The 15,275-nt window shown below is 58.0% G+C and carries 8 protein-coding genes and 4 rRNA genes; 4 read left to right on the forward strand and 8 right to left on the reverse strand.

Features of this window, described 5'->3' with window-relative positions:
* Nucleotides 1-17: 17 nt before the first annotated feature.
* Together ACN9MY_RS30825 and ACN9MY_RS30830 are read right to left on the reverse strand one after the other, a co-directional pair.
* Complete coding sequence (locus tag ACN9MY_RS30825) at nucleotides 18-1,244, reverse strand: RtcB family protein (RefSeq protein ID WP_426172348.1); 1,227 nt, start codon at nucleotides 1,242-1,244, stop codon at nucleotides 18-20.
* 22 nt (nucleotides 1,245-1,266) lie between these two features.
* Nucleotides 1,267-1,476, reverse strand: a complete 210-nt coding sequence (locus ACN9MY_RS30830) for a hypothetical protein (protein ID WP_426336630.1) — start codon at nucleotides 1,474-1,476, stop codon at nucleotides 1,267-1,269.
* A 134-nt stretch (nucleotides 1,477-1,610) separates the two neighbouring features.
* On the opposite strand from ACN9MY_RS30830, the gene rtcR reads away from it, so the two are divergent.
* Complete coding sequence (gene rtcR / locus ACN9MY_RS30835; RefSeq protein ID WP_426336631.1) at nucleotides 1,611-3,209, forward strand: RNA repair transcriptional activator RtcR; 1,599 nt, start codon at nucleotides 1,611-1,613, stop codon at nucleotides 3,207-3,209.
* Here the strand turns inward: rtcR and rtcA are convergent.
* From rtcA to ACN9MY_RS30865, 6 genes are all read right to left on the reverse strand, one after another.
* A complete protein-coding gene (gene rtcA / locus ACN9MY_RS30840; RefSeq protein WP_426319705.1) occupies nucleotides 3,206-4,228 on the reverse strand; it encodes an RNA 3'-terminal phosphate cyclase in 1,023 nt (340 codons plus the stop codon). The genes rtcR and rtcA overlap by 4 nt on opposite strands.
* A 56-nt stretch (nucleotides 4,229-4,284) precedes the next feature.
* Nucleotides 4,285-6,291, reverse strand: a complete 2,007-nt coding sequence (locus ACN9MY_RS30845; RefSeq protein WP_426336632.1) for an esterase-like activity of phytase family protein — start codon at nucleotides 6,289-6,291, stop codon at nucleotides 4,285-4,287.
* A gap of 109 nt (nucleotides 6,292-6,400) precedes the next feature.
* Nucleotides 6,401-6,513, reverse strand: a 5S ribosomal RNA gene (rrf, locus tag ACN9MY_RS30850).
* A 46-nt stretch (nucleotides 6,514-6,559) separates the two neighbouring features.
* Nucleotides 6,560-6,672, reverse strand: a 5S ribosomal RNA gene (gene rrf / locus ACN9MY_RS30855).
* 104 nt (nucleotides 6,673-6,776) lie between these two features.
* Nucleotides 6,777-9,648 (reverse strand): 23S ribosomal RNA (locus ACN9MY_RS30860).
* A 220-nt stretch (nucleotides 9,649-9,868) separates the two neighbouring features.
* Nucleotides 9,869-11,399, reverse strand: a 16S ribosomal RNA gene (locus ACN9MY_RS30865).
* The 16S, 23S and 5S rRNA genes sit together here, the layout of an rRNA operon.
* Before the next feature lie 388 nt (nucleotides 11,400-11,787).
* On the opposite strand from ACN9MY_RS30865, the gene ACN9MY_RS30870 reads away from it, so the two are divergent.
* The 3 genes from ACN9MY_RS30870 to ACN9MY_RS30880 are packed head-to-tail and all read left to right on the forward strand — an operon-like array spanning nucleotide 11,788 to nucleotide 15,273.
* Nucleotides 11,788-13,266 (forward strand): DUF4080 domain-containing protein, encoded by a 1,479-nt coding sequence (locus ACN9MY_RS30870; RefSeq protein ID WP_426336633.1) that lies wholly within the window; start codon nucleotides 11,788-11,790, stop codon nucleotides 13,264-13,266.
* A 46-nt stretch (nucleotides 13,267-13,312) separates the two neighbouring features.
* Entirely contained in the window at nucleotides 13,313-14,434 is a 1,122-nt protein-coding gene (locus ACN9MY_RS30875; protein WP_426166257.1) for an MlaE family ABC transporter permease, read from the forward strand.
* Nucleotides 14,434-15,273, forward strand: coding sequence for an ABC transporter ATP-binding protein (locus ACN9MY_RS30880; protein WP_426166260.1), 840 nt, complete (start codon nucleotides 14,434-14,436; stop codon nucleotides 15,271-15,273). Before ACN9MY_RS30875 ends, ACN9MY_RS30880 begins: the two co-directional genes overlap by 1 nt.
* Nucleotides 15,274-15,275: the final 2 nt, after the last annotated feature.

Here is a 15,275-nt window from a genome sequence, read left to right on the forward strand (position 1 = left end):
TGTTCTTATCCTTGTTCTTACCCTTTGACGCACACCACCTGCTTCAGGGTATGCACGACTTCAACCAGCTCTTCCTGCGCCTTCATGACCGCCTCGATGTCCTTGTAGGCCATCGGGATCTCGTCGATCACGCCTTCGTCCTTGCGGCATTCGACGCCTTCGGTCGCCTTCACCTGGTCTTCCAGCGAGAAGCGGCGCTTCGCCTCATTGCGGCTCATGGTGCGTCCGGCACCGTGGCTGCAGCTGTTGAAGCTCTCCGGATTGCCTCTACCGCGCACGATGAAGCTCTTCGCCCCCATCGAGCCCGGAATGATCCCCAGCTCGCCTTCGCGTGCCGACACCGCCCCCTTACGGGTCACCAGCACGTCCTTGCCGAAGTGGCGCTCTTTCTGCACATAGTTGTGGTGGCAGTTCACTGCTTCCACGTGCGTCTGGAACGGCTTGGTGATGACGGTGCGCACCGAGGCAATCAGGTTCTGCATCATCACTTCACGGTTCATGCGGGCGAACTTCTGCGCCCAACCCACCGCCTCAACGTAGTCGTCATAGTGCTGGGTACCTTCTTCCAGATAGGCCAGGTCCTTGTCCGGCAGGTTGGCGATATGGGTACGCATATCCTGCTGCGCCAACTCGATGAAGTGGGAGCCGATGGCATTACCCACGCCGCGCGAACCGGAGTGCAGCATGAACCACACCGAACCTTCTTCATCCAGGCACACTTCAACGAAGTGGTTACCCGAACCCAGGGTACCCAGGTGGCGGTAGTTGTTGGTGTTTTTCAGCTTCGGCGTTTTCTCGCAGATCACGTCGAATTCATCCTTCAACTGCCCCCAGGCGACGTCCACGGCCGAAGGCGGGTTTTCCCACGAACCGCGGTCGCGGCCGCGGAACTTCGGGGTCAAGCCGTGCGGGATCGCTTTTTCGATCGCGCTACGCAGGGGACCCAGGTTATCCGGCAGGTCACGCGCATTCAGCGTGGTCTTGGCGGCCATCATCCCGCAACCGATATCCACGCCGACTGCCGCCGGAATGATCGCACCGAGGGTCGGGATCACGCTACCGATGGTCGAACCTTTACCCAGGTGGACGTCCGGCATCACCGCAATATGCTTGTAGATGAAGGGCATCTTGGCGGTATTGGCCAATTGCTCGCGGGCTCCCGAATCAACCGGCACGCCCTTGGTCCACATCTTCACCGGGCTACCACCCGACACTTCCATCACTTCGAATTCTTTATCTTTCATCATAATTCTCATCTTCTAACGATTAATCTGCGCCGACAAGGGTGGAGACCACGCCATTCCACACCGTGCGGCCTTTGCCGGGGAGCGGCTCGGCATGCCAGCTGAGGGTGGTGTGGCGGCGGCTGGTGGAAATATTCATCGCCGCGTGCATGCCGCCGTAGCTGCGTTTTACGGGTTTCCTGCCGACTGCGCCGGCACTGATGGTCCAAGCCTTGATATTTGATTCCGCCATTTTGATCTCCTTTCGTCTTTGCGTATCTCTTCTATTGCAAAGGGTGTGCCAGCTTGCTAAGTCATTGATAAATATAGATTCATGAAAATCAATGATTGTGGTAAATTATCTGTAAAGATAAATATTTATACGCAATGAAAAAGAAGATCGTCATCCTGGGTTTCCTCGGTTCGCAACTGGACGGCGGCCCGCGCACGCCGGCGCGCTGGGAGAAATGGCGTCCGAGCATCTCCCTCCTGCAGCACGAAGACCTGGTGGTCGACCGCTTCGAGCTGCTGGCCAGCGCCCACCACGACAGCCTGGCGCGGCAGATCGAGGAAGACATGCACGCCATTTCGCCCGAGACTGTCGTGCAGCGCCACACGCTGCCGATCAGCGACTGGTGGGATTTCGAGGACGTCTACAGCCAGCTCTTCGACTTCGCCCGCAATTACCGCTTCGATACCGAGAACGAGGAATACTGGGTACACATCACGACCGGCACCCACGTCGCGCAGATCTGCCTGTTCCTGATGACGGAAGCGCGCTATTTCCCCGGCCGCCTGCTGCAAACTTCGCCGCCACGACGTGCAGTTCCCGGCAAAACCGGCGACTACGTCCTGATCGACCTGGACCTGTCGCGCTACGACCAGATCGCGCAGCGCTTCTCCAACGCGCAGCGCGAAGGCGTGGAATTCCTGAAATCCGGCATCGCCACCCGCAACCCCCATTTCAACCTCCTGATCGATGAGATCGAACATGTGGCGGCACGTTCGCGCGCGCCAATGCTGCTGATGGGGCCAACCGGCGCCGGCAAGTCTTTCCTGGCGCGGCGCGTGTATGAGTTGAAGAAGGCACGCCACCAGGTCGATGGCGCCTTCGTCGAGATCAACTGCGCCACCCTGCACGGGGACGGCGCCGGCTCAACCCTTTTCGGCCACGTGAAGGGCGCCTTCACCGGCGCTGCATCGGACCGCCCAGGCTTGCTGCGCACTGCACACAAAGGCTTGCTGTTCCTCGACGAGATCGGCGAGTTGGGACTGGACGAACAGGCCATGCTGCTGAAGGCAGTCGAGGAGAAGCGCTTCCTGCCAATGGGCGGCGACCATGAAGTGCGAAGCGATTTCCAGCTCATCGCCGGCACCAACCGCGACCTGGCGCGCGAAGTGGCAGCTGGCCGCTTCCGCGAAGACCTGTTCGCCCGAATCAACCTGTGGACCTACTCCCTGCCCGGCCTGGGCGACCGGCCGGAAGACATCGAGCCCAATCTGGACTACCTGCTGGCGCAGTTCGGCGCAGAGAACGGTTCGATGGTGCGCTTCAATACGGAGGCGCGCCAGCAGTACATGCGCTTTGCGGCATCGCCGGAAGCGCTATGGAACGGCAACTTCCGCGACCTGTCGGCCAGCGTCACCCGCATGGCAACGCTGGCCGATGCAGGACGCATCACGGCGCCGATCGTCACAGCGGAAGTCTCGCGCCTGCAGCGCCAATGGCAGCCGCTGGCAGAAGGCGTGAAGGCCGTTGTCACGCTCGACGGATTGTTCGACCAAGAGGCGCTCGAGCAGATCGACCTGTTCGACCGCATGCAGCTTGAATCCGTGATCGCCATTTGCCGCCAGTCAAAGACCATGTCCGACGCCGGCCGCAAGCTGTTCGCGGCCTCGCGCCTCGGCAAGGCAAAACCGAACGACGCGGACCGCCTGAAAAAATACCTGGCCCGCTTTGGCCTTGCGTGGGAACAGGTCAGCTAGACCTTCGCGCGCACGTGGCAGGTGTTGAAGCGTTCGCCCTGCTCGAAACCTATCGTCACCGGCAGGAAATGCGTAATGACTTCCGCATTGGTGATGGCGTGCTGAGACACGTGGTCCAGCGTGTAGGCGCCTCCGCCTGCCAACGCCATCGGCAGCATTACCTGGTCGCCCAGATGCTCCCCCACAGCGGCTCCCGAGGCCAGGTAACGCCGAGCCTCCAGCGCCGCCTCGCGTGCGACTGCCTCGGCGCGGACACCGCGATCCCCGATCGCTGAGAACACTTCCGTCACGGTCTCGCTCTCAATCGTCAGCATGATTGCGTTGCCTGGGCTAGCCGACGACGGCGACAGCACTTCGCGCAGTTGTTCGCCTTCCCACCCCAGCAGGTTACGCACGGTCGCGTATTGGCGTTGCGCCACCTGAGCCGGCAGGCGCGCCGCAATCGCCTGCGCGTAGGCTTGCAGCAAGCCGCCCCGGTCGAGGAGGTCGAGCCGACGCAACTGCTTGCAGGGCCAGACATTGGCCGAGATACCGCCTCCGCCAGCCGGATAGAAGCCATAACGTTCAATATCAATCTCGACGTCCGCCCCCATGGCCGCGAGCACGCGGCAGTAGGCTCGTTGCAGGAATTCGGCTGGCGGCGCCTTGGGATTATGCGTGCCTCCGGTGACTGTCACGACGGTCGGCTGTTCAGCGAACAGCAAGGCGGGAACCAGGGTTTGCAGCACCAGCGTTGTGCTGCCGGCAGTGCCGATATCGAAGTCGTATACGCCCCCGGTCACACGGCCGGGTGAGAATTCCAATGACGTGGAGCCGACTTCGGCGTGGGTGACAGTCGCTGCGCAGGCGATAGCTGCTGCGCGTACCGCCGACAGGTGCTGGCGCCGCAAGCCGGGTGGCTGGCGATTGGCGCGGATATTCCGGATGCGGAAAGCCTGGCCGGTGATCATCGACAGAGTCAGCGACGTGCGCAGGATCTGCCCACCACCTTCGCCCGTCGAACCGTCCAGTTCAATCATCGCGCACCTCCCTGCCGGCATTATGCTGCTGCCGGAAGGGAGGCGGCGCACGAACATCAGTAAGTGTTAAGTGCCTTCGAGAACTTAATCAACCACAAGCGGCTTGGACGCTCGCGGTCATCGCCGCGCGCAACACGGATCGTATTGGCCGCGTTGCAGCCGGCTGCATTGCTCGTGATGATGGTGCCGTTCGCATCGACATTGCACTTGGTGACGTCGGCATCCGCAACAGCGTCGCCGGATGGCGTGAAGATCTTGGTCTTGAGGCCGAAGTCATTATCGTTTGCCAGTGCCAACGTGTTGCCGTCAACGATGGTCAGGCCTTCCGCCTTTTCCGCCAGCCAGCCGATGGCATTCAGGTCCAGCAGCAAAGTCTTCTTCAGCGTGACCACCTTGGACCAGTCGGCTCCGTTGACCGCCACGGCACCCATCGAGCTCTTTTCCAGGTCGGATGTGGCCGGGTTGAACGCCGCGGCGTTGATGTCGGTCGCGCTGCCGATTTCCACCAGCATCAGTTTGTTGAACACCTTGGCGCCCGGTGCGGCGCCTTGCTCGATCACGATGAACTTGCCGTTGCCCAGTGCGACCATATCGCCCAGCTTCGCGTTGCCTGTGCGGCCATCCGCGTAATCGGCGCCGTTCAATGGATAGGCAAACATGCGGCCCGTGGTGCCGGTAACTGGATCAAATTCGATCCAACGGGTGAAGCGTGCAAAGCGTTCCACCTGTTCGTTCTTGCCGGTCGCCGAGTACAACGCGCTGCCGTCGGCCAGGGGACTTTGCAGGAAGCCGTGCAGCTTGTCGGTCGCAGTGTCGAGCGCCATGCCCTCCATGCCGCGGTTGGCGCGGCGCTTGGCAAGGATCGCAGGCAGGCCGCTGCCTGGAGCATAGCGCGACTGGATCACGCCGCTCGCGGCATCGATCTTCAAGATGAAGGGACCGTATTCATCGGACACCCACAACGCATTGCGCTTCTTGTCGAAGGCGATGGCTTCGGTATCGAGACCATTCACGTTGTACACCGCCTTGGTCGTGGCATCGTATTTCATCGCATCGAAGACCGGCACTTCAGCGGAGTTGCCCAGCGTGCCGGCCGGGATGGCCAGGCCGGAGCTGTTGGTATTTGCGGAGACCTTGATCGGCAGCGTGGAGTTCAGCACCGCGCCGCCCTTGCCGACCGTGATGACGCCGATCGATGGCGTGAAGCTTGGCGAAGGGAAGATCTTGGCGCCCATGGTGCCGCTGCCGCCTGGATTAGGGACGTTCGGACCATCGCCATTCGGACCGCGGTCGGTCAGGCCATAGAATTCCAGGTCACCGCTGGCGGTCGTGCCTTTGAAGGCCAGTGCAGAACCGTAGGACGGCAGGAAGCCCAATGGGAAATCGGCCTTCACCTTGGCATTGCTGCCTTCGTATGGAATGTAGAAGCTGTTCGCAGCCTGGACCTGGTAGCGCGTTACGGTGACCGTGGCACCCGCCTGGGTAAAGGTTTCCTGCACCGGCGTGCCGACCTTGGATGCCAGCGTGTCTTCGAAGTGTTCGCGCACCAGTTGGCGACGCTCGTCATCGACGCCGCGCGCAGCATACGCAGTGCCGGCGGCAACCAGGTTGGCAGCCATGGTCTTGTTGAAGTCTGCTGCCGCGGCGCCGAAATCGGCCGACTTGCCGGCCAGCGCAGCCTTCACTTCGGCCGTGATCTTGATGCCATTCGAGGGATCATTGTCTTCATCCAGCAGCTGCAGTGCCAGCAGGCGGTTCACGACCTTCGCATCCTTGACGTCGGACGCGCCGGCCAGTTGCAGCGGGGTGATGATGGGCGCGCATGCAGCGCTGCCCAAGGCAAGGCCGCCTACGCTGAAGCTGACGGTGTCGCCTTCCTTGCAGGTGAACTCGCCTTTGGCGCCGGTTGCAGCCTTGGCAGCCGTGCCGGCCACGTAATCCGCGCCTTCCACGGCGCCGTCGACGAAGGCACCGTTGACCGAGAGTTTGACGGGTTCATTGCTGCCGCCGCCGCCGCAGGCGGCAAGTGCGATAGCAAGGGGAAGGAGCGACAGGGATTTCATGCTGGCCTCTGGAGTTTAAAAGGCGCAGCTTAACGAGAGGAAGTGACCTGCCGATGACACAAAAGCAAAAAGGCCCGCTATTCAGCGGGCCTTTTTGGCTTGTTACTTAGTCTGACGATAACCTACTTTCACACTGGTTGCAGCACTATCATCGGCGCAGAGTCATTTCACGGTCCTGTTCGGGATGGGAAGGGGTGGGACTGACTTGCTATGGTCATCAGACTGACCGGTACTTGGTTCGCGCTTGGCGCGTCACCAGGAATTATTAGCTTGACGATAACCTACTTTCACACTGGTTGCAGCACTATCATCGGCGCCAAGTCGTTTCACGGTCCTGTTCGGGATGGGAAGGGGTGGGACCGACTGGCTATGGTCATCAAGCATGACTTGTGTGCAGCGCGCCTGGCGCGCTGCGCAATCTGGGAAGAAGTAAAGTGGGGTAGTGTTCTCAAACACGGTAAGTGCTACATAACCGTCAAGGTTATAGGGACAAGCCGTACGGGCAATTAGTATCAGTTAGCTTAATGCATTACTGCACTTCCACACCTGACCTATCAACGTCCTGGTCTCGAACGACCCTTCAAGGAGCTCAAGGCTCCGGGAAATCTCATCTTAAGGCAAGTTTCCCGCTTAGATGCTTTCAGCGGTTATCTCTTCCGAACTTAGCTACCCGGCAATGCCACTGGCGTGACAACCGGTACACCAGAGGTTCGTCCACTCCGGTCCTCTCGTACTAGGAGCAGCCCCCTTCAAATTTCCAACGCCCACGGCAGATAGGGACCAAACTGTCTCACGACGTTTTAAACCCAGCTCACGTACCACTTTAAATGGCGAACAGCCATACCCTTGGGACCGGCTACAGCCCCAGGATGTGATGAGCCGACATCGAGGTGCCAAACTCCCCCGTCGATATGAACTCTTGGGAGGAATCAGCCTGTTATCCCCAGAGTACCTTTTATCCGTTGAGCGATGGCCCTTCCATACAGAACCACCGGATCACTATGTCCTACTTTCGTACCTGCTCGACTTGTCGGTCTCGCAGTTAAGCACGCTTATGCCATTGCACTATTAGCACGATGTCCGACCGTACCTAGCGTACCTTCGAACTCCTCCGTTACCGTTTGGGAGGAGACCGCCCCAGTCAAACTGCCTACCATGCACTGTCCCCGATCCGGATCACGGACCAAGGTTAGAACCTCAAACAAACCAGGGTGGTATTTCAAGGATGGCTCCATAGGAACTGGCGTCCCTACTTCAAAGCCTCCCACCTATCCTACACAGATTGGTTCAAAGTCCAATGCAAAGCTACAGTAAAGGTTCATGGGGTCTTTCCGTCTAGCCGCGGGTAGATTGCATCATCACAAACACTTCAACTTCGCTGAGTCTCGGGAGGAGACAGTGTGGCCATCGTTACGCCATTCGTGCAGGTCGGAACTTACCCGACAAGGAATTTCGCTACCTTAGGACCGTTATAGTTACGGCCGCCGTTTACTGGGACTTCAATCAAGAGCTTGCACCCCATCATTTAATCTTCCAGCACCGGGCAGGCGTCACACCCTATACGTCCACTTTCGTGTTTGCAGAGTGCTGTGTTTTTATTAAACAGTCGCAGCCACCAGTTTATTGCAACCTTTTCGCCCTTCCACAGTAAAGTGGTCAAGCTACCGAGGCGTACCTTATCCCGAAGTTACGGTACCAATTTGCCGAGTTCCTTCTCCCGAGTTCTCTCAAGCGCCTTAGAATACTCATCTCGCCCACCTGTGTCGGTTTGCGGTACGGTCTCGTATGACTGAAGCTTAGAGGCTTTTCTTGGAACCACTTCCGATTGCTTCGTGAGCAAGCTCACTCGTCCCAGTCCCTTGAATTACGCGCCCGGATTTGCCTAAGCGCCTTCTATGAACCAGGAACTGCCTATTCCAACAGGCAGACAACCTTCCGCGATCCGTCCCCCCATCGCATCATACGACGGTGCAGGAATATTAACCTGCTTCCCATCAGCTACGCATCTCTGCCTCGCCTTAGGGGCCGACTCACCCTGCTCCGATGAACGTTGAACAGGAAACCTTGGGCTTACGGCGTGCGGGCTTTTCACCCGCATTATCGCTACTCATGTCAGCATTCGCACTTCTGATACCTCCAGCATCCCTTACAAGACACCTTCGCAGGCTTACAGAACGCTCTCCTACCATATCCTTGCGGATATCCGCAGCTTCGGTGACTGGCTTAGCCCCGTTACATCTTCCGCGCAGGACGACTCGATCAGTGAGCTATTACGCTTTCTTTAAATGATGGCTGCTTCTAAGCCAACATCCTGACTGTTTTAGCCTTCCCACTTCGTTTTCCACTTAGCCAATCTTTGGGACCTTAGCTGGCGGTCTGGGTTGTTTCCCTCTTGACACCGGACGTTAGCACCCGATGTCTGTCTCCCAAGCTCGCACTCAACGGTATTCGGAGTTTGCAATGGTTTGGTAAGTCGCGATGACCCCCTAGCCATAACAGTGCTCTACCCCCGTCGGTGATACTTGAGGCACTACCTAAATAGTTTTCGGAGAGAACCAGCTATTTCCAAGTTTGTTTAGCCTTTCACCCCTATCCACAGCTCATCCCCTAATTTTTCAACATTAGTGGGTTCGGTCCTCCAGTGCGTGTTACCGCACCTTCAACCTGGCCATGGATAGATCACTTGGTTTCGGGTCTACACCCAGCGACTGGCGCCCTGTTCGGACTCGATTTCTCTACGGCTCCCCTATCTGGTTAACCTCGCCACTGAATGTAAGTCGCTGACCCATTATACAAAAGGTACGCCGTCACCCCTTACGAGGCTCCGACTGTTTGTATGCACACGGTTTCAGGATCTATTTCACTCCCCTCCCGGGGTTCTTTTCGCCTTTCCCTCACGGTACTGGTTCACTATCGGTCGATTACGAGTATTTAGCCTTGGAGGATGGTCCCCCCATGTTCAGACAGGATTTCTCGTGTCCCGCCCTACTTGTCGTACGCTTAGTACCACCGCTCTGATTTCGTGTACGGGGCTATCACCCGCTATGGCTCCTATTTCCAGAGGATTCCACTATCAGAACGACTATCACGTACAGGCTCTTCCCATTTCGCTCGCCACTACTTTGGGAATCTCGGTTGATTTCTTTTCCTGCAGCTACTTAGATGTTTCAGTTCGCCGCGTTCGCTTCACACACCTATGTATTCAGTGAGTGATGACCTATAAGGCCGGGTTTCCCCATTCGGAAATCTTCGGATCAAAGCTTGTTTGTCAGCTCCCCGAAGCTTATCGCAGACTTCTACGTCCTTCATCGCCTGTAATCGCCAAGGCATCCGCCATGTGCACTTAGTCACTTGTCCCTATAACCTTGACGGCTACAGGTTCAAGCACTTACTACTGTGTTTGATGAGTTTTACTACTACCCTAAGTAATATCTTTCGATATCGCTTAATAAAACTTTTACTTCTTCCAGATTGTTAAAGAACGTTACTACTCAAACCTAAACCCGAAGGCTTACGTTTGACCAGTACCTAACAACAGCCGATAAGTGTGAACGTTTGAGTCTGATGCCGACTCTAGAAAGGAGGTGATCCAGCCGCACCTTCCGATACGGCTACCTTGTTACGACTTCACCCCAGTCACGAATCCTACCGTGGTAAGCGCCCTCCTTACGGTTAAGCTACCTACTTCTGGTAAAACCCGCTCCCATGGTGTGACGGGCGGTGTGTACAAGACCCGGGAACGTATTCACCGCGACATGCTGATCCGCGATTACTAGCGATTCCAACTTCATGTAGTCGAGTTGCAGACTACAATCCGGACTACGATACACTTTCTGGGATTAGCTCCCCCTCGCGGGTTGGCGGCCCTCTGTATGTACCATTGTATGACGTGTGAAGCCCTACCCATAAGGGCCATGAGGACTTGACGTCATCCCCACCTTCCTCCGGTTTGTCACCGGCAGTCTCATTAGAGTGCTCTTGCGTAGCAACTAATGACAAGGGTTGCGCTCGTTGCGGGACTTAACCCAACATCTCACGACACGAGCTGACGACAGCCATGCAGCACCTGTGTGCAGGTTCTCTTTCGAGCACTCCCGGATCTCTCCAGGATTCCTGCCATGTCAAGGGTAGGTAAGGTTTTTCGCGTTGCATCGAATTAATCCACATCATCCACCGCTTGTGCGGGTCCCCGTCAATTCCTTTGAGTTTTAATCTTGCGACCGTACTCCCCAGGCGGTCTACTTCACGCGTTAGCTGCGTTACTAAGTCAATTAAGACCCAACAACTAGTAGACATCGTTTAGGGCGTGGACTACCAGGGTATCTAATCCTGTTTGCTCCCCACGCTTTCGTGCATGAGCGTCAGTTTTGACCCAGGGGGCTGCCTTCGCCATCGGTGTTCCTCCACATCTCTACGCATTTCACTGCTACACGTGGAATTCTACCCCCCTCTGCCAAACTCTAGCCTCGCAGTCTCCATCGCCATTCCCAGGTTAAGCCCGGGGATTTCACGACAGACTTACGAAACCGCCTGCGCACGCTTTACGCCCAGTAATTCCGATTAACGCTTGCACCCTACGTATTACCGCGGCTGCTGGCACGTAGTTAGCCGGTGCTTATTCTTCAGGTACCGTCAGCAGTCGTGGATATTAGCCACGACCTTTTCTTCCCTGACAAAAGAGCTTTACAACCCGAAGGCCTTCTTCACTCACGCGGCATTGCTGGATCAGGGTTGCCCCCATTGTCCAAAATTCCCCACTGCTGCCTCCCGTAGGAGTCTGGACCGTGTCTCAGTTCCAGTGTGGCTGGTCGTCCTCTCAGACCAGCTACTGATCGTTGCCTTGGTGAGCCTTTACCTCACCAACTAGCTAATCAGATATCGGCCGCTCCAGGAGCACAAGGTCCGAAGATCCCCTGCTTTCATCCTTAGATCGTATGCGGTATTAGCGTAACTTTCGCTACGTTATCCCCCACTCTTGGGTACGTTCCGATATATTACTCACCCGTTCGCCACTCGCCGCCAGGCCGAAGCCCGCGCTGCCGTTCGACTTGCATGTGTAAAGCATGCCGCCAGCGTTCAATCTGAGCCAGGATCAAACTCTTCAGTTCAATCTCTGTTTTTCGGTATTGCTACCGAGGTCACTCACTCAAAATACTGACGAAACCTCTTTCGAGATTTACGTTTATTTTGTGCGAGCGTTATAACGTATATTTTGAGCATCGGACCCGAAGGTCCGGGCATATCGTCAAACGCCCACACTTATCGACTGTTGATTTTTAAAGATCGCTGCCTTGTTTGTTCGACGAAGCGTTGTGTTCGTCAGCAGCAGAGAAGCGAGATTATGCAGTGTTTCGTATAACTCGTCAACCCCATCTTTTTCGCTTCGCTGCGTTGTCGTTTGACTGCGCTGCGTCGCGAGGGACAGAACTATAGCGGACCCGGGGCCTGCGCGCAAGAGTAAAATGTCAGGTTTCGCAAATCGGTTTCGCTGCTGTCATGACTATCCTGCTTTCCACCCTCAATGCGCGCTACACCCATGCCTCGCTCGGGCTGCGCTACCTGCTCGCCAATATGGGGGAGCTGCAGGCGCAGACGCGCATCCAGGAATTCGTGATCGGCGCGAAGACGACCGAGATGGTGGAGCGCATCCTGGCAGCACAGCCCAAGATCGTCGGGTTCGGCGTCTATATATGGAACGTCGAGGAAACCTGCCGCCTGGTGGCGACGCTGAAGCGCGTGGCGCCACACCTGGTCATTGTTCTTGGTGGACCGGAAGTATCGTACGAAACGGGCGAGCAGGAGATTGCACGCCTGGCCGACTACATCGTGACCGGATGGGGAGACGTGACCTTCCCTAAATTGTGCGGCGAAATCCTGAACGGCCCGAAGCCCTTGATGAAGGTGCACGCAGGCGTGCAGCCGCCCATGGCGGAGATCAAGCTGCCATATTCGATCTACTCGGATGAAGACATCGCGCACCGCACCTTATATGTAGAAGCCTCGCGCGGCTGTCCGTTCAAGTGCGAGTTCTGCCTGTCGTCGCTGGACAAGACTGCGTGGCCGTTCAATATCGATGCCTTCCTAGCGGAGATGGAAGCGCTGCACGCCCGCGGCGCCCGCACCTTCAAGTTCGTGGACCGCACCTTCAACCTGAATATCAAGACCAGCCTGAAGATCATGCAGTTCTTCCTGGATAAGCTGGCCGCCGCGCCAGACGATCCGGTATATGCCCACTTCGAGCTGGTGCCGGATCATTTGCCGGATGCACTGAAGGAAGGCATCGCGAAGTTCCCACCCGGGACGCTGCAATTCGAAATCGGCATCCAGAGTTTCAACCCTGTGGTACAGGCCAACATCTCACGCAAGCAGGACAACGCCAAGGCCGCCGACAATATCCGCTGGCTTTGCGAGCATTCGGACGTGCACATGCACGTCGACCTGATTGCCGGCCTGCCCGGCGAAACCGTCGAGAGCTTCGCGGAAGGCTTCGACAAGCTGTGGGCCTTGGGCCCGCATGAAATCCAGTTCGGCATCCTGAAGCGGCTGCGCGGCACGCCGATCATCCGCCATACCCAGGAATTCGGGATGGTGTACGACCCCTACCCGCCCTATACGATCCTGGCCAACCGCGATATTGATTTTTCAACCATGCAGCGCCTGGTGCGGTTCGCGCGCTACTGGGATCTTGTAGCGAATTCGGGACGCTTCACGCATGCCGTGCCTGTGCTGCTGGGTGACACTCCGTTTAAATCGTTTATGGCGTTTTCTGATTGGCTTTATGCCAACACGGACGCGACGCACAGGATTGCGCTGGACCGGCTGGCAGTGATGGTCGGGCGCTGGCTTGGGGTTGCCGGCATGGACGCCGCAGCGGTAGCTGAACTGCTGGCACGCGATGGACACGGGGTGAAACAGAAGTCGACGGCGCCTGCAAGCGCTGCGCCGGCACGGCAGGTGCGGCACCTGGCAGCGTGACCCGCGCTGAGTGGCGCGACAGGCGAAACTCTTTTACACTGGTGGCATGCCTATTGCTCAAGAGCCAACGTTATCTATCAGCCCAGACGGGCGCACGGTTTCAGCCGGGGGAACCTGGCAAGTCAGTGCACTCGCCAGCAAGCGGGTAATGAAGGCGATATCCGGCTGCCTGGATCATGTGAAAGACATCCACGCCGTCGAGTGGGACTTGAGCGGTGTTGAAATGCTGGACCACGTCGGCGCGCAACTGCTGTGGAGCGCCTGGGACTACAAACGCCCGGCCAAGCTGAAGCTGGTCAACGGGCAGGAAGAAATCTTCAAGCGCATCGAGACTGCCGGCAAGCTGGAAATGCCGCGCCCGCGCAAGGAGCGCTTCGGCTGGGTGACCACGCTGGGCTTTGGCGTCCTGCACTTCCTCGAACATATGCGGGGCTTCGTGCAGTTGATTGGCTCGGTGGTGCAGGACGTGGGGCGTTTTGCCACGCAACCGATGCGCGGGCCGTGGCGCGAAATCTCAGCCAATATTTTCCACGCCGGTTTCCAGGCGCTGGGCATTACCGCGCTGGTCGGCTTCCTGATCGGCGTGGTGCTGTCTTACCTGTCGGCGCAGCAGCTTCGTAATTTTGGCGGCGACATTTACCTGGTCAACCTGCTCGGCATGTCGATCGTGCGCGAGCTGGGCCCATTGATGGCGGCGATCCTGGTGGCGGGCCGCTCCGGATCGGCCATCACTGCGCAACTGGGCGTGATGCGCGTGACGGAAGAACTGGATGCGATGCTCGTCATGGGCATTTCGCACGGCTACCGCCTGATCATGCCCAAAGTGCTTGCGCTGGCGATCTCCATGCCCCTGCTGGTGATCTGGACCGACGCGGCGGCGCTCATCGGCGGCATGATTGCCGCGAAAGTGGAGCTGAACCTGTCGATCCGCTACTTCATCATGAAGCTGCCGCAGGTCGTGCCGCTGGCGAACTACTACATCGGCCTGTTCAAGGGCGCGGTGTTCGGCATGCTGATTGCGATGGTGTCCTGCCACTTTGGCCTGCGCATCGAACCGAATACGGAAAGCCTTGGCCGCGGCACCACCACTTCGGTGGTCACGGCGATTACGGTGGTCATCCTGGCGAACGCGGTATTTGCGATCGTCTTCAATGGAGTGGGTTACTGATGAACGACCTGCCACAACAAGAAGAGGAAAACTGCGGCTGCCCCGAGAGCGAGAGCAAGCTGACGCTCGATGGCAGCGTGCCTGCGGTGGAGATCACCAACCTGCAGACCAAATTCGGCCGCACGGTCATCCACAATGACCTGAACCTGACCATCGAGAATGGCGAAATCCTGTCGATCGTGGGCGGATCAGGCACCGGCAAGACCGTGCTGCTGCGGCAGATGCTGGGACTGGAACGCCCAACCAGGGGTTGCGTGCGCGTCTTCGGCGAGGACATCACGGTCGCGTCCCAGGGCCACCTGCAGGAACTGCGCAACCACTGGGGCATGCTGTTCCAGCAGGGCGCGCTGTACTCCGCCTTGACGGTGTTCGAGAACGTAGCGCAGCCGATGATGGAACTCGGCACCCTGCCCCCGCACCTGATCCGCGATGCGGTGCTGCTGAAAATGAATATGGTGGGCCTGGGGCCGGAACATGCGAACAAGATGCCGAGCGACCTGTCGGGCGGCATGATCAAGCGCGTGGCGCTGGCACGCGCCCTGGCGCTGGAGCCGAAGCTGCTGTTCCTGGACGAGCCTACCGCCGGCCTGGACCCGGACCTGTCGGAGAGCTTCGTGTCGCTGATCAAGTCCCTGCACCGCGAGCTGCGCCTGACCGTGGTAATGGTGACGCACGACCTGGATACGCTGTTCGCGCTGTCCACGCGCATTGCGGTGCTGGCGGAAAAACATGTGTTGGCGATCGGGCCGACCCGCGAGGTGATCAAGACCGATCACCCGTTTATCAAGGAATTCTTCCTGGGCGACCGCGGCAAGCGCGCGCTGGAGGCCCTGGAATAAGG

Source organism: Pseudoduganella sp. R-31 (genome assembly GCF_049913235.1).
In the GTDB taxonomy this organism is placed as follows: Bacteria; Pseudomonadota; Gammaproteobacteria; order Burkholderiales; family Burkholderiaceae_D; genus Rugamonas.